The sequence below is a fragment of the Vibrio sp. Vb339 genome, from assembly GCF_902751245.1.
In the GTDB taxonomy this organism is placed as follows: domain Bacteria; phylum Pseudomonadota; class Gammaproteobacteria; order Enterobacterales; family Vibrionaceae; genus Vibrio; species Vibrio coralliirubri.
On sequence record NZ_CADDIS010000001.1, the window covers coordinates 1,988,259 to 2,009,645 of the forward strand.

Annotated in this window: 13 protein-coding genes, 1 tRNA gene and 2 rRNA genes; 8 read left to right on the top strand and 8 right to left on the bottom strand. The window is 39.5% G+C overall.

Annotated elements, in window-relative coordinates; all coding sequences use genetic code 11:
* Positions 1 to 350: 350 nt before the first annotated feature.
* The 3 genes from HRQ85_RS08655 to HRQ85_RS08665 all read right to left on the bottom strand — a co-directional run bounded on the left by HRQ85_RS08655 (position 351) and on the right by HRQ85_RS08665 (position 3,836).
* Positions 351 to 971 (bottom strand): recombinase family protein, encoded by a 621-nt coding sequence (locus HRQ85_RS08655; protein WP_172379311.1) that lies wholly within the window; start codon positions 969 to 971, stop codon positions 351 to 353.
* A gap of 138 nt (positions 972 to 1,109) precedes the next feature.
* Positions 1,110 to 2,666: a hypothetical protein gene (locus HRQ85_RS08660; protein ID WP_172379312.1), complete on the bottom strand. Its 1,557-nt coding sequence runs from the start codon at positions 2,664 to 2,666 to the stop codon at positions 1,110 to 1,112.
* A gap of 102 nt (positions 2,667 to 2,768) precedes the next feature.
* Positions 2,769 to 3,836 carry a tyrosine-type recombinase/integrase gene (locus HRQ85_RS08665; protein WP_172379313.1) on the bottom strand — a complete coding sequence of 356 codons (1,068 nt, stop codon included), beginning with the start codon at positions 3,834 to 3,836 and terminating at the stop codon, positions 2,769 to 2,771.
* A gap of 673 nt (positions 3,837 to 4,509) precedes the next feature.
* Between HRQ85_RS08665 and HRQ85_RS08670 the strand changes: the two genes are divergently transcribed.
* From HRQ85_RS08670 to HRQ85_RS08705, 8 genes are all read left to right on the top strand, one after another.
* Positions 4,510 to 4,899 carry a hypothetical protein gene (locus HRQ85_RS08670; RefSeq protein ID WP_172379314.1) on the top strand — a complete coding sequence of 130 codons (390 nt, stop codon included), beginning with the start codon at positions 4,510 to 4,512 and terminating at the stop codon, positions 4,897 to 4,899.
* Position 4,900: 1 nt separating this feature from the next.
* The gene (locus tag HRQ85_RS08675) at positions 4,901 to 5,281 is read left to right on the top strand and encodes a hypothetical protein (protein WP_172379315.1); all 381 of its coding nucleotides are present in this window, start codon (positions 4,901 to 4,903) and stop codon (positions 5,279 to 5,281) included.
* A 664-nt stretch (positions 5,282 to 5,945) separates the two neighbouring features.
* Positions 5,946 to 10,421 (top strand): AVAST type 2 anti-phage system protein Avs2, encoded by a 4,476-nt coding sequence (avs2, locus tag HRQ85_RS08680; RefSeq protein WP_172379316.1) that lies wholly within the window; start codon positions 5,946 to 5,948, stop codon positions 10,419 to 10,421.
* A 2,053-nt stretch (positions 10,422 to 12,474) separates the two neighbouring features.
* Complete coding sequence (locus HRQ85_RS08685; RefSeq protein WP_108209596.1) at positions 12,475 to 12,672, top strand: MbcA/ParS/Xre antitoxin family protein; 198 nt, start codon at positions 12,475 to 12,477, stop codon at positions 12,670 to 12,672.
* Positions 12,673 to 13,385: 713 nt separating this feature from the next.
* On the top strand, positions 13,386 to 14,387 hold the full coding sequence (locus HRQ85_RS08690; RefSeq protein WP_172379317.1) for a hypothetical protein: 1,002 nt from the start codon (positions 13,386 to 13,388) through the stop codon (positions 14,385 to 14,387).
* A gap of 241 nt (positions 14,388 to 14,628) precedes the next feature.
* Entirely contained in the window at positions 14,629 to 16,845 is a 2,217-nt protein-coding gene (locus tag HRQ85_RS08695) for an AAA family ATPase (protein WP_172379318.1), read from the top strand.
* An 88-nt stretch (positions 16,846 to 16,933) separates the two neighbouring features.
* A complete protein-coding gene (locus HRQ85_RS08700; RefSeq protein WP_016795498.1) occupies positions 16,934 to 17,554 on the top strand; it encodes a hypothetical protein in 621 nt (206 codons plus the stop codon).
* 235 nt (positions 17,555 to 17,789) lie between these two features.
* A complete protein-coding gene (locus HRQ85_RS08705; RefSeq protein ID WP_108209593.1) occupies positions 17,790 to 18,278 on the top strand; it encodes a hypothetical protein in 489 nt (162 codons plus the stop codon).
* A gap of 170 nt (positions 18,279 to 18,448) precedes the next feature.
* On the opposite strand, the gene HRQ85_RS08710 is transcribed toward HRQ85_RS08705, so the two are convergent.
* The 5 genes from HRQ85_RS08710 to HRQ85_RS08730 all read right to left on the bottom strand — a co-directional run.
* Positions 18,449 to 18,832, bottom strand: a complete 384-nt coding sequence (locus HRQ85_RS08710; RefSeq protein WP_108209592.1) for a hypothetical protein — start codon at positions 18,830 to 18,832, stop codon at positions 18,449 to 18,451.
* Positions 18,825 to 20,117 (bottom strand): tyrosine-type recombinase/integrase, encoded by a 1,293-nt coding sequence (locus HRQ85_RS08715; RefSeq protein WP_172379319.1) that lies wholly within the window; start codon positions 20,115 to 20,117, stop codon positions 18,825 to 18,827. Before HRQ85_RS08715 ends, HRQ85_RS08710 begins: the two co-directional genes overlap by 8 nt.
* Positions 20,118 to 20,206: 89 nt before the next feature.
* Positions 20,207 to 20,297, bottom strand: a tRNA-Ser gene (locus HRQ85_RS08720).
* A gap of 71 nt (positions 20,298 to 20,368) precedes the next feature.
* Positions 20,369 to 20,484 (bottom strand): 5S ribosomal RNA (gene rrf / locus HRQ85_RS08725).
* Between the two features lie 126 nt (positions 20,485 to 20,610).
* Positions 20,611 to 21,387 (bottom strand): 23S ribosomal RNA (locus tag HRQ85_RS08730); the annotation flags it as partial.

Here is a 21,387-nt window from a genome sequence, read left to right on the forward strand (position 1 = left end):
TTTTTATGAACTACACGTATTATCTATTACTACTTCACACTTCAATCAAGTTTTTACTCGTGGTCAAAAACTAGTTATAAGCCTTGCAACTCCATTTTAGTCTAGTCAATGTGTTATTGTCACTGAAATAATTAAAATAAACTAATATCATAACACTAAACCACTAAACCACTAAACCACTAAACCACTAAACCACTAAACCACTAAACCACTAAACCACTAAACCACTAAACCTAAAATACAGAAAGCGCTTTTCAACCTACTAAATTAAACTGAGATGAGAAACTTAGAACCAGGTTTAACGACGAATAACTAACATTTATATGAACCAACTATGTACTAAGCTTCATTTAATGTTTGGACTTTTCTGTGAGGTACTTATAATACGTTGCTCTACCTACGCCTTGCGCTTTACATGCAGCACTGACGGTTTCACCGTCAGAAACGAGCAATTTAACCGCTCGGCACTTTTGCGCGGTTTCTGCGTTCACAGGTCTGCCCTTGTAGCGCCCTTCTATCTTTGCTTTCGCAATGCCTTGCTGGGCACGCTTCTGCCGTGTTTCGTAATCATCACGGGCCATAGCTGCACCTAGATCCAACATGAAATTTGTAAGCGCCTGCTGAATTGCTGAGACTGATACATCGGCATTGGAGAGGGACTGATGGGTCATAGGTTGATCGACAACTACGATTGATATGCCTTTAGCTTTAATTCGCGCTTTAAGTGTTTCCCATACTTGGAATGGCAAGCGGGTCAATCTATCCATTTTTTCAATCAATAGAACATCACCATCTTCAGAGTCTTCAATCAACCGATCTAATTCAGGGCGATCGGCTGCTGTACCAGAGATATTCTCCTGGTAGAAAGACGCAATCTGTAGGTTTTGGGATTTAACAAATTCTCGTAACTCTTGCTTAGCACGAGAGGAGTCCTGCTCGTCGGTTGAGGCTCTTAAATAAGCTCTTATCATTTTGTATTTCCCTAAAATAGCATTTTGTCTACTTTAAACCGTCTACGAAGTCGTGTCTATTTTAAACTGTCTTTTAAAAGGGGATTTGTGATGAATAACCTGTCTCTTTTAGGTATGGTTAAAAAAGACAGGTTTTAGTTAGGAAAGTTCGTTCTCTGAAATGGAAGCTCGAAAGACTTTCTCCGCTTTCTCGCTAGTCATTAGAGATTGAGCAGAAAGTGCTAGTGGCTGCAAAAAACCTGGTAGGTTTTCATTGAGGTTGTCGAGAAACATACTGGTGAACTTTTCAACCAATGCAGGTCTCTTATTTGCTTTCATCACTAGCCGCATAAAACTAGCTTCAACCAACGCCACTATCGTTGTTTTAACTTTCGCAGTGACCTCTGCCAACTGGCTCCTCATGAGTACCAGAGCAGCTTTAACTTGCGTAAGCTCCTGAGCGTTGGCGTTGATTTCGGTATCCAAGAAAGATAGCTTGTCGTTTCTCTGTTTTGTCTCGATATCAAATCGAACCAACTCTTCAGCATGTTTCATTTGCACCATGAGTAACGCATCTTGCTTCTTCACTAATTGATTCTCTGTCGAAGACAGTAATTGCTGAATCTTAGCTAACGCCTTTCGTTCATTTGCGACTTCTTCTTTAACCATACTCTCAAGGTTAAAGCTGCGTTGTGCTTTTGGTAGCGTCGATTGAATATTCATGGATCTACGCTGCTGTGAACGTCGCTCAGCTTCAGGGAAAAATTCTGCCGATATACCGAGGCTATTCAGATAGCGAGCATTCACAAACGAGTAAAACATCCTATCAAATTCAAATTGCGAGTTAGATACCTGCCAGCCTTGCAGGTTTCCATCAAAAGGCAGTAACTCAGTCCTATGCACAGGGCCGAACGAACGTTGAAATTTCGCTGTTTCGATACGCTGCTGTTTTAGTAAATCACGTTTCTTGGTTTGTTCATTTAGCGTAGAGACATACACATGACAATGAGCACCTGTATCCGTATTAAGTAACCTTTCGTCATGATGACTTAAGACTAGTGTTACATCATAATCGGGAAAATATTCCTCATAGAACGCCGTTACCATTTCGGAGTATTGTTCTAACGGAATAACACCCGTATCAATTTTCCATCGATGTGGAATTTTGAAAACGACCTCTTGTAGATACGCCTGATTAGATCTTGGTTCAGCTCCACATAGCTCATTATGTAAATCAAAATACTCAGTGAGCATTTTCATTCGCTGCTTGTGCCTCGCCATTGGCGGCGGATTTTCATTTAGGCTTCTCCACCAGCTTGGTGGAATAGCATCGCCATTGCTTACATTGAGCCATCGCTGCATTAAATCGGCGGCACGGTTATTTGCTCGCTTTCTTTCTGATGCCATCGCTTCCTTTAGTTTACGTTTCGATTCTGCTCTTTTCTTTAGCTTTACTTCGCGGTTTGCTACACGAGGTTCAGGCAAAAGGTTTATCAAAATGTCTTTTCTTTCCTCAAGATTGAGTTGCTCCAATTGTTCCGTCTTACCGTAACATGTAATAAGGTTATGATGAGCCAACTGGCTTCGCCATTCGAGCGTTTTCACTTGCTGAAAAGGGATACGCAAAGAGTGTGCAAGTGAGTTGTTTAACGCTTTTCTATCTGCTTGGCTATACGTAAAATTAGCGATACTAAAGAACAAATGAATGCTGTTCATAGCGACTCCTTGTAACGTATATTCTTAGCTCGATTCCGAATTCACCATTGTTGATAAACAGGTCTTCAATGTATGGGGGTTTTGAGTAACTACGGCAATTCATCATGCAACCTTCTCAAAGGAGCTAGCGTTCGTTGCGCTGTTGGTTTTCTTATTAAAATGCAGATCTAATATCTTTGTTTGATCGGTTCCATCTTCGACAATCCATTCAGCGTAAATCTTATCAACCATTTCAGTATCAGCGTGCCCCATCGTCTTCGCTAACCAATCTTTGTTCACTCCTGCTGTCAGGGCATGACTGGCAAACGTATGGCGCATTTGCGATATACCCCGAGCTTCGATAGATTCACAATATGTTGTCAAATGTAATTTGTCTGCTTGCTTCATGAACCTAGTCCAAAACTTCTGAGTGTAAGTCTTTACATCCTTAAAGTGGTTTCCGTTCTGATCGGTAAATAGAAAAATACCATTCTCTTTTTTACGGCTCTTACCATCTCTTCCCTTACGTTCAATAGTAACCAGCTTGTTAGCCTCGGCGTTGCTAAGCTGCTTACGAAGAACAACGCCTAATTTTTCATTGATCTGAATCTTGCGTTCTGACCCCTTAGTTTTAGTACACTTAAACTCCTCCAAAACCATCGCATTTCGCACTCGTAGAATATTATTCTTTAGATCCACATCCGATACCCTTAGCGCAATCGCCTCTGAGGGACGACATCCGCTATACGCCATCGTTAATGCGAGCAATTTCCCGTCTTCAAATTGAGCTTGAGTATTCTCTATGGTTCTTAGCTCTTGCAGTGTGAACGGGCGAGCTGAATCATACTCACTGATTACCTTATTCCTGATGCCTGTCATCGGCGATTTAGGCATATTTCCGTTATTTACGGCAATATTAAATACCGCTCTGAGTAAGCGAAAATACTCATTGATCGTTTTATTTACATACTGTTTTTCATCTTCAACATAAGCGATCCACTCAATGATATCGACATGATTTATCTCCGCGATATCGTACTCACCGAAGTATCCGTTTAGCTGGTTCAGTTTTGAGTTATCGGCATTTCTTGTCGATTTTTGATGGGAGTTTCGAACACTCAATTTGAATAGATCAACAAAGTCGGAGAACGTGATTAAACGTCGTTTTGATTTTAGTTTTTGATTTAACACGGATTGATTCTCGTTAGTGGTTTTTAGCACACTAGCTAGCTAAAAACCTCATGTAAACCAGAAAAATTCATGAAAATCATTCAACTGAAAAAAGCCTATAATTTATCAAACGGATCCGTACTTAGAACTTTTCAGTGCGTATCTTGCGGTTGTTATAACCAATTTTCAGAAACTTCAAATTTGCATATATAAATAAAATGTTTAGATCAACCTAGTCAATTAGCACAAGCAACTAGAGCTTTTTAATTAACATTCGCGAGTTAATATCGAAATTAAAAACCATCACAGGTGCATGTCTAAACTGGCACTCAATGTGCCAAGAATGTCAGTTGATATGTCAAAGTTGGCAGTTAATGTGCCAAAGTTGGCAGAAGAACTGCCAACACAAACAATAGTGATGCTGTAGCATGCAATTCGACGCGCTCTTGTTGTTTCTGATTAGATATAGATTACGACCAGAGTAATTAATAAATCATTGAAAACTAAGGACATTCAACAAAAATAACTCTTGACCTAGATTTATTGCTCATATAGATTCCTCATCAAATGCAGTCGAATTATCTGATCTAACATAGATGAATTGACCAATTAACAAACAATAAAAAACAATTTCACTTCGTAATGAAGGTGTAAGGAGAGTGCATATTAATTAATACTTAAAAAGGAATACCTTGTGAAAAAACAAACGTTAACTATCCTCCCTGGCCTCCCTGCCATAGGAAAAGAAGCATATGCATCAAACATAGATGCAGTTCTAATCGAAGCTGAGCAATTCAACCCTCGCCTTATCAGATACGCACATGCATGGTGTCAGCTAAAAACCAAACGAAATTTAGCCTTAGGTCGAAATGTTGTTCTAATTAGTAGATTTATTAAACTTGGGGAAATTGAGTTCTATCAGAAACTTACTGACAGGATGGGCATTGAGTTAGAAGTCGATGTAGGGGTAATTGAACTAAGTGCCCAGGCTCAGAATCTTCATGGTGTACCAACAGCCACAACCCAAAGAATAGCAGGTCAATTTAGGCACTACCGATCTGCAACTCAGAATCAGGAGGCTTAAAATGAAGATCATGAAAATTAAGGGGTTAATCGAAGCCCTTGAGCTAGTCCAACATCGAGTATCGGTACGAACCATGACTCCTGAAGAGGTCTATAGCAAACTTAAAGACCTTCAAACTAGGCTCGATGAAATCCTATACAAGAAAGACCAAGTAGGTCTCAAGGTTTGCGTAACCGTCTACACCAAAGTCGCCGCTAGTTATCAAGGCGCTCCTCAATCGACGTTTGTGCAACTGGAACGTGGAAAGAGTAATTGGAAGTTACTGAATGTCTATCGTGATAACGGAATTCCTACCGACCTTAGGGTGCATAACTTGGCAGACTACAAAATCCAAGTTACTGATAAGCTTCACGACAGCATGCAGCGAATCATAACGGACTAGATCGAACACCAACACTAGCCTATTCATACGTGCCAGCTATATAGCCTGGCACGTTGTTGTTTAAGGCTCAGAGAGCAATCATTCAGTGGATATCTGGCTTTTCATATCCACTGAATCACTTTTGGACAAAACCTTGTTACAAGCTAGAAGCGATTTCTATCCTTCGGATAACTTTTAGTAGCCTAAAATGCAGAACGGCACCGTTTGATCTGGTGCTATCCGTGATAGAAAATGAACAGAAACGTTCATCCTCGAACTTTGGTGTCAGGTTCATTTTATGCAGCAAATTTTGCTGAACATGCAAAACGCGATTTACCCTTGAAGTACATCTGTCCCATTGCGTTTTCCAGTAGTATTTTATCATACTATACCGCTTAAAGTGTGACCTGCACTTTCTCATCCATGTACTGTATAATAGATAAAAATCAACGTGTTGATGAATAAGGCTACTTAGTCATGATGTCAGCGATAACTTGTTCGTTCTCGAGTTTTTGCAGGTTTGGATACTTTAAAAAATTGAAGCGCATCAGCTGGGTTCCTGCTTCTATGTCAGATTTGCTGAGAAGCTTAATAACTTTATGAATACGTTTTATGGTGAGGTGTAATGCTTTATTAAAAGGCATGAATATTCGAAGAAATATTAAAGTGTAAGGATAGATTAAGCATGGACCCCGTATCAATTACAGCGGTATCAATTTATGTAGCAACAAAGCTTGTTGACCAGTTCATCTCTCAAGAAGGTTATGGCTGGGTTAAAGCTGCATTATTTCCTAAAAAAAGTTATGTTAATCGGCTATATCAACTAATTGAAGAGACTACCAGTGAGTTTGAAAAAGAATACCCCGTAGAAAATAACAAGGTTCCATTTTATCAATCTCAGCCATTGTTTGAGGTATTGAATGAACACATTTTATTTAAAGAATTGCCAAATAAAGATGAGTTATTAAACAAGTTTAGTGAATACCCAAACGTCACACCCCCAACCAAAGAGCAACTTGAAATTTTTTATGGGATGTTGTTGCTAAAAATTAATAGCTGCAAAACGTTAAAAAATCTCCACATTGAAGATACCTATAAAGAAAAGATATTTGATATCAGTGATGAAATCATTCAGATTAAACTGTTGTTGCAATCATTAGATGAGAAAATAACCTTTCACCTGAGCGATGATTGGTTAAACAAGAAGAATCGAGAAGCTATAGCTGATTTGGGGGGGCGTTACACGCCTGAACTAAACGTAAAGCTTGAAATTTCAAAGATATTTGACGGACTTGGAAGAACCAAAAATTTTTCTGATATATTTTACAAACATATCGACAGTTTTCTAATCAAAGGGAATAAGCTAAAAAATTGTGATGAAATATCTAAAAAGTTATCTTTGATCACCAAATCCTTAGCTGACATTACAACGTTGTACCTAGAGATTGATTTTTCTAACTTAAGCCAAGTCCCAGTAGACAAATTTTGTGAATATATTGCCAATTGTCAAAATGCTATTTCTGAATCAGAGTCGGTACTTTTGAAAATCAGGGAAGAGTCAAAAAATGATGGTGAGGGAGATAGATTTAGTGATAAGCATTTATTTACTTTGAGAGACTTAAGGGAGTTTAATTATAAGTGCGACACTTTATATTCATTCCTAGTATCTATAACAGTAAAGTTATCGGACAATCCATTTCTGCTTCTTGAAGGAGAAGCAGGAATCGGTAAGTCTCACTTACTTGCTGATGTCATCGAATCAAGAGTTTCAGAAGGATATCCGTCCCTGTTTTTATTAGGGCAGCAACTCACCACTGATGAATCCCCTTGGATACAGATTCTTAAAAGACTACAACTAAAAACCACATCAACTGAATTTCTTGAAAAGCTAAATTTATATGGGCAAAAAAAAGGGAAAAGGTTTCTGATATTTATTGATGCAATCAATGAAGGGAATGGCAATAATTTTTGGGAAGACAATATCAATAGTTTTGTTGATGAAATAAAATGTTTTGATTGGATCGGATTAGTAATGTCAATTAGAACGACGTATAAGGATTTAACTATTAGTTATGAGAAGTTGAATCGCAACAATTTTGAAATCCACAAACACTTTGGGTTTAAAGATGTTGAGAAAAAAACTATTAATATGTTCTTTGATTTTTATAACATAGAGAGACCATCATCACCCAATCTAAATCCAGAATTCAAAAACCCTCTTTTTCTTAAGCTATTCTGTGAGGGTCTTAATAAAAATGGATTAAATAAAGTTCCTCGCGGGTTTAATGGCATTTCTAAAATTCATAGCTTTTACATAGGAGGTATTAATAAGTCATTATCTAGCCCCAAAAAATACAACTATGACCCTCACTTCAATTTAGTTAATGACGCTCTTAACGAATTAATTAAGGTCAAACAGGCCAATAGTAATAAGACTATTTCATTAAGAGATGCGCATATTGCAGTAAAATCGGTTGTACAAGATTATGTAAATGATAACAATTTTCTAAATGCATTGATAAATGAAGGTGTTCTCAAGAAAGATAAAGTTTACTGTGAAGATGGTACTATTGATGAAGTTGTTTATATCTCTTTTGAAAAATTCGATGATCATTTAACTGTTAATTATTTACTTGGTGATATTGAAAATATTGAAAATGAGTTTAAAACTGGTGGCCTTCTTAAAAGTTACTTCAACGATGAACATGACTTTTATTACAATCAAGGAATTGTTGAGGCTTTGTCTATTCAATTGCCAGAGAGATATGGAAAAGAGCTGTACGAATTACTGCCTGATTTCAGCGAAAACCATAATTTAGTGTGTGCTTTTATTGACAGCTTGGTTTGGAGAGATGTCGCCGCAATAGACTTCGAAAAATTAAGAGATTATATAAACAAGAATGTTCTCAGTTATCGTAATACGCTGGACCATTTTTTGGAAAAGTTGATTTCCATTTCTGGTGTAGAGGGGCATCCCATGAATGCTGCTTTTTTACATGACTGGCTATCACAGCACCCTTTACCTGATCGGGATGCTTTCTGGACGACAGAGTTGAAGCACAAGTATGATGAAGATTCTACATTCAGACAACTTATTGACTGGGCTTGGAGTGACGCAGATAAAAGCTATATATCTGATGATTCAACCGAGTTAGTTGCAACTACACTATGCTGGTTTTTAACCTCATGCAATAGGGAGCTGAGGGATTGTTCAACTAAAGCTTTGGTTAATTTGTTAGAAGAGAAAATTCCAGTATTGATTAGGGTAATAAAGAAGTTTGATGGGATAGACGACCCATATATTTGGGAAAGAGTGTTTGCAGTTGCCTTAGGCTGTACGTTGCGAACAAAAAATCATGATGAGTTAAATCAATTAGCTGAAACGGTTTTTGCTACAGTGTTTGAGCCAGAGGACGTATATCCAAATATTCTATTGCGAGACTATGCTAGGGAGATTATCGAGTACGTCTCATACCTTGGATTATTACCAGAAAATCTCGAACTATCAAAAACTAAGCCTCCATACAAAAGTAAATGGCCTGAAAATATACCAACTAAAAATGAGCTAAAGTTACTTTATAAAAAGGATGGATATTGGTCTCTATGGGGCTCCATAATGGGTGGTGATTTCTCTAGATATACAATTGGAACAAATAGCAATCACTCAAATTGGTCAGGTTGTAAATTTGGTGAATCCCCAATTGATCGTAAGCAGGTTTTTAAAAATTTCCAAAGTAAATTAACTGATGAGCAGAAAGAACTCTATGACTCTACAGATCCTATTATTTACGATGATAACGCTAAAGAAATATCGTTAGGTGAAACTACTATTAGGCTGGATGTCTCAGTAGGCCGAAAGAGTGAAGAAGAAATTTCGGCCAGCAAAGGTGCGTTTAAGAAATCATTGTCAGAAGACTTATTGACTAAGTTTGAAAGAGATATAGAGCCATATTTAGATCACAATAATAACGTACTCGATACTGACAAGCACTTTGACCTGAGAATTGCTGAGCGACTTATTTTTAATCGTGTAATAGAACTTGGATGGGATCCCGAAAAGCATGGAGAATTTGATAAACAAATTGGGACAGGTCGAGGACGTAGAGAGTCTTTCCAAGAGCGGATCGGGAAAAAATATCAATGGATTGCCTACTATGAATACATGGCAATGCTTTCTGATAACTATATTCGTTTTGAAGGGTATGGCACAGAACGAAAAGAAAGTCCTTTTCAAGGACCTTGGGAACCATATGTAAGAGACATAGATCCAACTATCTTACTCAGAAATACAAGAGTAAATAAGCTAAGCCATCAAGACATGTGGTGGGCGAATGAAGAAGTATTTGATTGGGGTTGTACCTATAAAGAATGGGTTAGCAATCCTTCTACGATAAGCAATCCGTATGGCTTAATTGAAGTAAAAGATAACAATGGCACTGAGTGGTTGGTATTAGAAAGCTACCCGTCATGGAAAGAACCCAAAATTATAGGTAATGAAAAGTGGGGACATCCTCGAAAAGAAGTTTGGTGTCACATCAGAGGGTATTTAGTCAAATCAGAAGAATTTGACACTTTTAAAGCTTGGGCAGAAAATCAGCATTATATGGGCAGGTGGATACCAGAAGGAAGCGATAGGTACGAATTATTTAATAGAGAATTCTATTGGTCTGAAGCATTCCAGTCTTTCAAATCAGACTATTATAGCTGTTCAGATTGGACTGAGGTAACAGATCAAGATTCTGGAACTAGGATTGCTGATGTTAGTGTCACTTCGATCAATTACTTATGGGAAGAAGAATTCGATAAATCAAAAACTGACACTTTGAGCTTTATTAAGCCTAGTTCATTAATCTTTGAGAAGATGGGGTTGATCAGTAGCGAAACCGAGAGCAGTTACGAGGATAAGGATGGAAATATTGTTTGTTTCGCAGCTGAGGCTTTGACTGACTCTAAAACACATTTACTTATTAAGAAAGAGCCATTCTTAATAATGTTGAATGAGAATAACTTAGATATAGTGTGGACACTTCTAGGTGAAAAAGGTGTTATCGGTGGCTCCATAGGCTCAAACCACCGTTATGGTCGTATAGAATTTAGTGGATCATTTTATTTTGACAATGCTGAACTGAACGGAACGAGCAAGATATATTCAACTCGATAGTTTTTTGCATGAAACGGTAGCGTAAATAGAAGTCTATCTGCGCTACCAACTCTGTTCTGTAAGCCCACTTTCAGGATCTCACACCCAGTAGATTTGCATAACAATACACACAAAAAAACACTTTTTATAAACACCTTTGATGGACGAATACGGCTGTTTTTGATCATAGATCGATAACGTCATACAATTAGGTAATGTATCGAAAACTAGTAGCTAGATTTATCAGCTTAAAATCTAGCTAAACTATAAAGGGGCAAAAATTAGTCACCATGGGCGAACCCACCACACTTATGCATGACAAAACGAAAGCAAGATCTGTCCTATTGCAGGGTAAAGGGTAATAAACCACATTTCACTACGACCAATCATGAGAAACAACGATGGTCAGCCAACTAGAATCAGAACCGTTGCATGACCGAACTTATAGATTTTCCACGAAACCACACCGATATAAAGCTACAACTAATTGTTTAAACAAATATTTAATACTAATTCATCATTGTTGAATTGGTATTACGACAGTATTCGTTCAAAAATACTAGAAAACCATATTTCACTGCAACCAATCATGAGAAACAACGATGGTCAGCCAACTAGAATCAGAACCATTGCATGACCGCTCTTAAAGAACTTCAAAGAAATCACACCACCACACAATCCCAACATATTGTTTTATTTCAACATTTATGAATTAGTCATCATTGAAGTCATGGCAGTCTTCGTCGATAAAATATTAGAAAACCGCATTTCGCTACGACCAATCATGAGAAATAACGATGGGCTGCCTGCTAGAATCAGAACCACAGCATGACCGATCTTAAAGGTTTTTCACGAAACCACACCTGCACCAATTATCAAGCTCTTGTTTTATATGAACATAAAACACTAGCTCATCATTGTTGACTTGGTAGTACAACAGTATTCGTTCGATAAATACTAGAAAACTACATTTCTCTACGACCAATAATGAGAAACAACGATGGGCTGTCTACTAGAATCAGAACCATTGCATGACCGATCTTAAAGAATTTCAAAGAAATCACACCACAAAAAATCCCAACGTATTGTTTTATTTAAATATTTATGAATTAGTCATCATTGTAGGCTTGGAGTCATGGCTGTCTTCGTCGATAAAAGACTAGAAAACCAAATTTATCTACGACCAGTCATGAGAAACAACGATGGGCTGCTTACTAGAATCAGAACCATTGCATGACCGATCTTAAAGAATTTCAATGAAATCAAACCACTACACAATCCCAAATAATTGTTTCATTTCAATATTTATGAATTATTCATCATTGTAGGCTTGGAGTCATGGCTGTCTTCGTCGATAAAAGACTAGAAAACCACATTTCACTACGACCAATCATGAGAAACAACGATGGGCTACCTACTCGAATCACAGCCATTGCATTACCTATCTTAAAGAATTTAAAAGAAATCACACCACCACATAATCTCAACGTATTGTTTTATTTCAATATTTATGAATTACTCATCATTGTAGGCTTGGAGTTATGGCTGTCTTCATCGATAAAATACTAGAAAACCAAATTTATCTACGAGCAATCATGAAATACAGCGCTAGTTGAACTAAGAACCACAGCATGACCGATCATAAAGGTTTTTAACGAAACGACACCGACACCAACTTTCAAGCTTTTGTTTTATTTGAACATTTAATACTAATTCATCATTGTAGACTTGATGTTACGACAGTATCTATTCGATAACATACTAAAAACCACATTTATCTACGGCCAATCATCCATAACAACGATGGTCGTCTAGCTAGAATCAGAACCATTGTATGACCGACCTTAAAGAATTGCTAAAACCTAACACTACAAAACTTAGTTAAATCATTAGTTTATAGGGATCAAAATTTCATTGTCTATCGTTGTACGCTCACCACCGTTTCTGCTAAGTTAAGATCCACAATTTGTGATAGATAACAATCAAATCGATTTAACCATGTACATGCACGAAGCCCGATTCTGCTGCACCTGGCTAATAACATGGTTTTGCTTGCTTCTAGGAGACAATAGAAATGAATGAACAGTTAGATGCTGAAATTAAGTCACGCCTGATGGCCATTTTTAATGATGAAGCGTTATGCGATGAATGGCTAAGCAATAGTAAAAAGCCACTCGGTGGTGTAAGCCCTTTAGAAGCACTAAAAAGATCGGATGGAAAAGCACAAGTCCTCGAAATGATAGCTAGAATTGAAACAGGAGATTTCTCTTAGTACGCACTCACCTCCACCAACCCATTGAATACCAGACAATATAGTTTGTGTTTGATGGGTCAGTTCAGCTAACAAGCAATACCATCATCTCGCTGTCAGAAAATCACCTTTCTTAAGTCCATTATAATGCCCTTATAGCCATCGCCAGGGGCTTACACCGTTATAAGTCCTTAATAATGGACTTATAACACCCCTACAGAATCAAACTTCATCAAAATACTTCGGGCTTATTTGGTCTAGAGAAAGCTAAGCTAATGATCGTTAAGCTAACGAACGTTAGCCTAACGAACGTTAGCCTAACGAACGTTAGCCTAACGAACGTTAGACTAACAACCATTAGACTAATGAGTATTAGCTTAGCTGTATTTCCTAGAGAAACAGCCCATCCATCCATTTGTGAATAAGATCTCAATTTTAATCACTAGAAAAAAGCGCTATTTCCCCTACTCGCTTACCAAATATAACCAGTACAACCGAAATCCACATAGTTGAAAAACAACCGTTAATTTGAAATGTCTTTTGTTTTTACTATAGATAACTTTCATTTTAAGTAATTAATTTTATTCAACTTTCTTAAAAAACACCATTTGACGAACATCACCAAATCATCGTACTTTTCCAGTGAAGACGCAGCAAAGTTAGTTTGTTACGAACAAACTAACTAACGTTGCCAACACACTTCACTACTTATAACGAGAACAAAGGTGATCAAGATGGCTAGGCCAAAATCATATACAGAAGAAGAGTTAATCAATGTCGTTAATGACTTGCTAAACAGAGGTATAGAACCGAAAGGCTGGCGTGTGCGAGAAGTACTACTCAAAGGCAAAACAACCTCATTCGATAACGATATAAAGCGTCTTACGGAAATGGGAATACTCCCCGCTTTCGTGAAACATCCTGATGCAATCCAAACTCTACCCAGCACCGTCGCAACTGACCCTGAACCTTTGCCTCTAGAGATTCAGGAAGCTTATAAACTGTCAGAGGCCGCACTAGCAAAATCGATGTTTGAGCTTATTGTTCGTCTCAATGAAATTACAAACGCCCATCATGAACAATTGACTCGAACAAGGCTTCAAGGAGCGCTCAATGAGAAAGAACAAGCGATAGAAGCTCGAACCACTGCCGAAACACTCACAATAGCGACAGAGGAGCGCGTACGCGCTCAGGTTTCAATTAATGAAAGCCTTGAACAACAAAATTATGAACTCGTAGATAGGAATTTGGAACTGGAACAGGCTAACTCTGAATATACGCAGAGCTTGAAACTGATGGAGAATGATTTCAATGAACTCAAAACTAAGCTGGATGGCTCTCTGCGCTTGATCAACGAGTTAACCGCCAAAAATGCGGTGGCACTGAATGAGCAAACCGTTTTGACGACTCAGTTAGAAGAAAGGCGCTTAGAACTTGAGAAATTGGAGCTCAAGTATCTCGAGCTTGACAATGCTTTGGATGCAACGAAAGAACAGCTCGTGATATCCACCACCCGTTCTGAAAGTGTCCACAAATCACTAGAGAAAGCAGAACAAACGATTAAGACATTAACCAGTGATCTTTCCGAATCGAAAACTAACACTGAAGTGTTGAAAGAAAAGATCTTTCACCTTAAGAGGGAAAATGATCGCCTAAATGGGTTAGGTGTAAACGCTCATAGAAACATCAATCAAGACCATGGTGATACTGCCGTACCAACACCCAAATGTTCATGAGATCGACATAATTGTATGTTTTTTTCGGCCTAAATTAGAGGCAAGTTGCCAACATCGACCGCTAACAGGCATGAATGAGTTAACTCACATCTGCCCCATTCCGTGCTGGCAACCATGAAGAATTCCTTCAGGGATGGTAATTCAAACGCCTAATTAAATTAAGCAACTAAGTTGATAGCAGTCACATCCAATCTTAGATGATGCATAGTAGAATGAAGAGTCACCTAGTTGGGGTATCTGCATGTTTAAGAACGTAAAGTCTATAAAAAACTTCGGTATCTTCAAGGATACCAACACTAACGCTGGTCAACCTTTCTATCAATTTAACTTATTCTATGGCTTTAATTATTCTGGAAAGACCACGCTTTCACGTGTTTTCCAAGCAATGCAGCTTGGTGAAATACCAGAAGGCTTCACTGGGGCATCTTTTGAAGTCGATTGTCATGAAGCTAGCTCCATCAAAAGTAACAACTTACAAAAAATAGAAAACCTACGTGTTTTCAATTCAGATTACATCGCTAAAAACGTTAATTTTGATAAATCAAGCGTAAGCCCTGTTTTGATCGTAGGTGAACGTAACATCGAAATAGAAACAGAGCTTCAACGATTGGAAGAGGCTATTCCTGTAAAGGAAGTTAAGCGAGATCAAAACACAGGATTCGCAGCAAGCAAAGAAAAAGAGAAAAACAATCGTTTAACTGAAGTAGGTCGAAACGTTGCGGTATTGAGTATTCTAGGTAGGTCTACATTCAACGCTTCAAGCGTAAGATCCATGCTTGCATCTGCTGAAGCTAGCCATGATCTAACACCAGAACAAATGAGTGCTTGCATTGATACAGCGAGAGCCAGTGCTGTTTCAAGCGTGCCTAAAGTTAAACTTAGCACCACAGAAATGAAAGGTATTTTGGGTGACATTGAATCAATCATGGCGACTTCAGTAACACAGATAACTATTGCTGAGTTGGATGCAGATAAAAGCCTTAGAAGCTGGGTAGAAGAAGGGATAGAGCGTAACGCTGGACATACCACCTGCCAGTTCTGTCACAACACGATTAGTCAGGCAAGAATTGATGAGTTAAATGCTTATTTTTCGAAAGCGTACAAAGACCTTAGCCAAAGGATTGATGTTGCTATCACTTCGGTTCAATCACAAACATTCACATTAAGTATTCCAGATACCAGTCAACTTTACCCAGATCTACAGAAAGGTTTTGACGAATTAAGAAGCCAAATCCAGCCAATCGATGATTCTGTCGAAGAACTAAAAGCGTCACTGGTTAAGTTACTCACTGACAAGAAAGAGCACATGGCTGAGGTACTTCCATTTAATGCATCAGACTACCCTTTACCGCTAGTTACAGACTTGATGGAGCAGTTCAACGCATCGATAAAAGCGCACAATGAGCGGGCTGCTAACCATTCCACAGAGCAGCGTCAGGCTATTGAAGCAATCAAATGTCACTATGTGTACCAAGAAACACAGAACTACGACCACCCGCAAGCACAGCTTGATATACAGGCGTTTAAAGATGTTGCTGTCACCGTACAAAACGAGATCAACGCTAATCAGGCACGTATTGATGCGATAAAGGCTGAACTTAATAACACTAAACAGGGAGCGCATAGTCTAAACGACAACTTGCGACAGTACTTCGGTAAGACTGATATAGAGATTAAGCCTGTAGATGGCACGTATAAGTTCATGCGTGAAGATCGAGAAGCAAAGCACTTATCTGATGGTGAACGTACTGCAATAGCATTTGCGTACTTCATTACACAATTAGAAGATGAATCCTTAAATGGCATCAAACCTATCGTGTATTTGGATGACCCGATCTGTAGCCTTGATTCAAACCACATTTATAACGTTCTAGGCATTATCAAAAGTAAGCTAGGTCATGAGCAGGTCGAACAGCTTTTCATTTCTACGCATAACTTTGAGTTCTTTAACTTAGTAAAAACGTGGTTGTCCTATTTCAGTAGGACTAAGACGGGCACAGCAAAGCGAGCACAGTTCTTCTTAGTTAATCGTACAGGCGATCAATCTAAGATTGACCCATTGCCTAAGCTACTTAAAGATCACAGATCCGAGTATGCTTACTTGATCAGCAAGGTTAAAGAAGCTGTAGAGCGACCAGAAAATTGTGATTCTGTTGCAGTGCAATCGTACGTGAGGAAGATACTGGAAGTGTATTTTTCATTCCGTTTCAATCTGACTGAGTTCAGGGGTAACGGCAAAGACCAGATAGCACCTAATCTATTGAAAAACATTGAAGATGCGGAAGTTAAAGCAAATACGTTGTATGAGTACATGAATGAAAAATGCCACGCTAGGTCAATGGAACTAGGCGTTCAGTTCCCCGAAGCTGTGCAGCCGCAGTTAACTAACGCTTGGGAGATCATTACAAACGCCATAGAAACGAACGACAAGCCACACTATGACGCATATTATGCCTAACTCTCGAGAATCACGTCATTTGTTTTCTTTTTAACAGTGAGATAAACGCATATCTCCTTCTCTTATAAATTCGTTGAGGAATATCTGTTTGAACCAATATTTAACTTCATTACTCAGTGCTATAGCCATCGATATAGATCACTTACAGCGTGAGTTCCTGAACAAGAACGAACTAGATTACCTCAACAAAACAATTAAATCGGGTAAAGATCTTAATCTTGATTTTTATACTAGCAAGCATGGCGAAAATTTGGAGTGTTTACTGCATTTCTTTACATGTCATAAAGGCATAATTATTGAGATGATGCGTGGAAATGCTCAAGACGAAATGTTTATTGAGCTATATACTTCTGGCGTAATTTCAGGTGCTTATGATTGTTTTCGCTTTGATTTATCTAAATTCCCACAAATCTATACTCCGAGTAACCAAGTCATTACCTTATACAGAATAGGTAGGGAAACAGAATGTGTGGATAACTTAGGGTGTTCATGGGCAACAAGCATTGAAGGTCTGAACGCTTATTGTGATGCATCGGGCACATCCAAAGCTATGCTTGAATCCAGACCAATATTTGTTACGACTGTAGATGACTCCCAAGTGTTATTTCAAGGTAAAAGCATTGAAAATGAATTGGTACTAAAACACGATTTCACGCACCGTAGTTTAGATAGCGCTAGCGATTCATTGCGAAACCAAATTGGCAGATAACGCTGAAAAAAACTAACATGTTTATGCGTCTACAGTCTTCACGGTTGTTGGCACCTCGTAACTCATAAGTGTCCAACAACGATTCAGAACGGCAACTCATAATTTGTGCTCACCAAACAATTTACTAATCAGTTCGCAGAAACATAATTTTAACTTATTGATTATTTGTGTTAGCGCGACTTCATTTATTATTATTGTCGGGGTGAAACAACTCTAGTTAGCCAAGGAGAATGCTGTGAAGATCCTATTTTTCGACCCTCACTCACTTATATACTCAAGTGCATACCTTAGCCGACATGATAAAGTACGAGAGGCGTTTAAATCACAAAAACCATTTAGCACAAGTGACCACTTTTTAAGACATGTCGAGCCAGATCGTGCGGGAGCCCAGAAACTAGCACGCGCAGCAACAGAAGCAGGTCTCTTACTTTACCCAACGGGTGAACACTACACTAGAGATCTACTCATCAAACACAATGTGTTTACAGATAACCAATTAGCTCCATATAAAAACGTAATGCTGCGCCCTGATGACAATGACCCTTATAGACGCATGTTCGCACACGCTCAAGCGCTAGAAGTTGATGAGTGGTATGTCTGCGGAGAGATGGCATTGGATGAGCGCTTAAAATCGTTTCCAGGCCGTAATCTGGTCAGTACATTTGGTGAGGGTGTGAGTGACGACTTGATATCACAGATAAGAGCTCTCCACCATCAACACTAAACACTACTTTGTAGTTAATCGAATACTATGAAGTAGCAGAGTTTATCTGAAATTTTCCAGTATCCTGAAATGCCTAACAAAGTTTTGTCATTTCTGAACTAGCAGGTAGAGAGTGATCACTGTGAACACCAATAAGAGCGCCGTACACGGCGCTCAGGTGTCAAGTCACCTTACTCAAGCCGCACGGATATCGCCCATGCTATTCCTTGGGTCTTAATGCTGATATCCATGCCATGGCTTTGTACGAAATCAATCAACTGCAATAGCTTTTCTTCCCTTTCGAACTCCTGAGAAAGCACATCGTAACCGAGCATCTCTTTAAATCCGTAGAATGAATCCACAACGGTATACACCTGATTTACATGTTGGATGTAATTCGCCACCGTTAAATCACTATCTTGCTTTAATGCCGTCTTTAGACGGTAGACAAGCCTAATGGCTTCAAGGCTAATGCCGCATGCGACTAGATTCGAGAAGTCATAATTTTGGGTGAACTCAGCATCGTCTAGAGCACTTAATACAGACTTCAATTCAAAATGAGCGAGCTTACGCATGATTATCTCCTCCCGCTAATACAGGAAAGGCGTTAACAGCTTCATGGAGCTTCTGTAAATCAGTGTTCTTTCCGTAACGCCCGTAAGTGATGTTAGGGTGAGCATGGCCGACGATTTCCGACACAACGTGCTCGGCAACCTCGGCCATTTTTAGCTCATCAATAAACGTATGGCGGAATGAATATGCGGTTGGCCGTTCCTTGGGCTTCATGCCTATATCCGTTTGTATCTTGCCGAGGTGTGTTCTATATCGGAAAGACCAGTCATGGTTCTTACCGTGTGGTTTATAGTCAAACAACTGCTTCAAGCGCTTATGGTTGCGTTCTTCTAGATATTCAATAAACCCTGATTGAATCATAGATTGATGGATGGGCACCAAACGGTAAGCATTCTTGGTTTTAAGTCGTTGCTTCTCATTTGAATCAGAACATGTGATGCAATAGATCCCATTAACTTTCTTGATGTCTGCTGTTGATAACTGGCACGCTTCTGCGGGCCTTAAGCCATGGTAGATCTGCAATCTTGTTACCCAATCAAATTGATTATCCCTGCGACAGTACTCGCTTGAAGTTAATAGTTTCGTGAGTTCGTCCAAAGTCCACCGAGAACGCTGTTCAGACGCTTTAGTGGCCCTTGATTTAGGTGTTTTGATGGATTGAAATGGATTGCTGGCAATCGTTTCTCGCTGAACACACCAAGTGAAAAACTGCCTTATGGCAGCAAGGTAGTCTTTGATTGTTTTTGAACTTAGCCCTCGGCTTAATAGGCTATCTCTGTAGGTTTTGGCGGTCGCAGGTAACTTGCGTTTTCTGATGAAGTAAATGAAGTCGGTGCAACGTTGCTTCAGTTGCGTCACTGAGAGATGCGTAATGCTTTCTAGCCTTTTTGATTGAATGAACTCATCCAACTCGTTGGCAAAGAATTTGAAATCCTTGAAAGGATTATTAGTTGCAACCAGGATAGGCGCTGGTGGAGCGGTATCAGCAACAATATTATACTGACAAGGCTGATTCCTTACTTGAGCATCAAACTCTTGCCGTACACGCTTAATCAACACCAACAGAATGGCTTTAAACGTGTTGTATGGCATGTACTGATTAAGTGCTCTGTCGAACAGAGAGCAGATCGCACTGGCTAAACGAGTATTGCGTTTGATCGCTTCACGGCGCGTTTTGGTAAGCAAAGAGAAGCGGACTTCCTTTGGGTAGTCATGGGAGTTTTGTAGAAAAACAGGGGTGGCAATGCATGTATAGTACACGCCAGAAGCCAGTTTTATCAAATACATATGTATCACCTATCTGTGTTAGGTGACTCTTCTATGTTTCAGATACAAAAAAAGCCTTTGATAATCAAAGGCTTTTTTCTAAGAATAAGTGGTGGAGGGATAGGGATTTGAACCCTAGAACCGCTATTAACGGTTGCCGGTTTTCAAGACCGGTGCTTTCGACCACTCAGCCATCCCTCCAACAAATTGTCATCAACAGATTAGTACACTGTAGATGTTGTTACATGTATACACAGGTAACGATATTTAAAGCCTGGCGATGTCCTACTCTCACATGGGGAAGCCCCACACTACCATCGGCGCTATTGTGTTTCACTTCTGAGTTCGGCATGGAATCAGGTGGGTCCACAATGCTATGGTCGCCAAGCAAATTTTGCTTTTACTTTCAGTTTTTTAAAAACTGAAGGCAAAATAATCTGGAAAGCTGATTTAAAAGTCTCTTCAAACTCATTCAAGGTCTGTCTTTGAGTCCACAAAACCCCTTGGGTGTTGTATGGTTAAGCCTCACGGGCAATTAGTACAGGTTAGCTCAATGCCTCGCAGCACTTACACACCCTGCCTATCAACGTCGTAGTCTACGACAACCCTTTAGGACRCTTATAGYGCCAGGGAAAACTCATCTCAAGGCTCGCTTCCCGCTTAGATGCTTTCAGCGGTTATCGATTCCGAACTTAGCTACCGGGCAATGCCATTGGCATGACAACCCGAACACCAGAGGTTCGTCCACTCCGGTCCTCTCGTACTAGGAGCAGCCCCTTTCAATTTTCCAACGCCCACGGCAGATAGGGACCGAACTGTCTCACGACGTTCTAAACCCAGCTCGCGTACCACTTTAAATGGCGAACAGCCATACCCTTGGGACCGACTTCAGCCCCAGGATGTGATGAGCCGACATCGAGGTGCCAAACACCGCCGTCGATATGAACTCTTGGGCGGTATCAGCCTGTTATCCCCGGAGTACCTTTTATCCGTTGAGCGATGGCCCTTCCATTCAGAACCACCGGATCACTATGACCTGCTTTCGCACCTGCTCGAATTGTCATTCTCGCAGTCAAGCGGGCTTATGCCATTGCACTAACCACACGATGTCCAACCGTGTTTAGCCCACCTTCGTGCTCCTCCGTTACTCTTTGGGAGGAGACCGCCCCAGTCAAACTACCCACCAGGCACTGTCCGTAATCCCGATTCAGGGACCAACGTTAGAACATCAAAACTACAAGGGTGGTATTTCAAGGACGACTCCACCACATCTAGCGACGCGGTTTCAAAG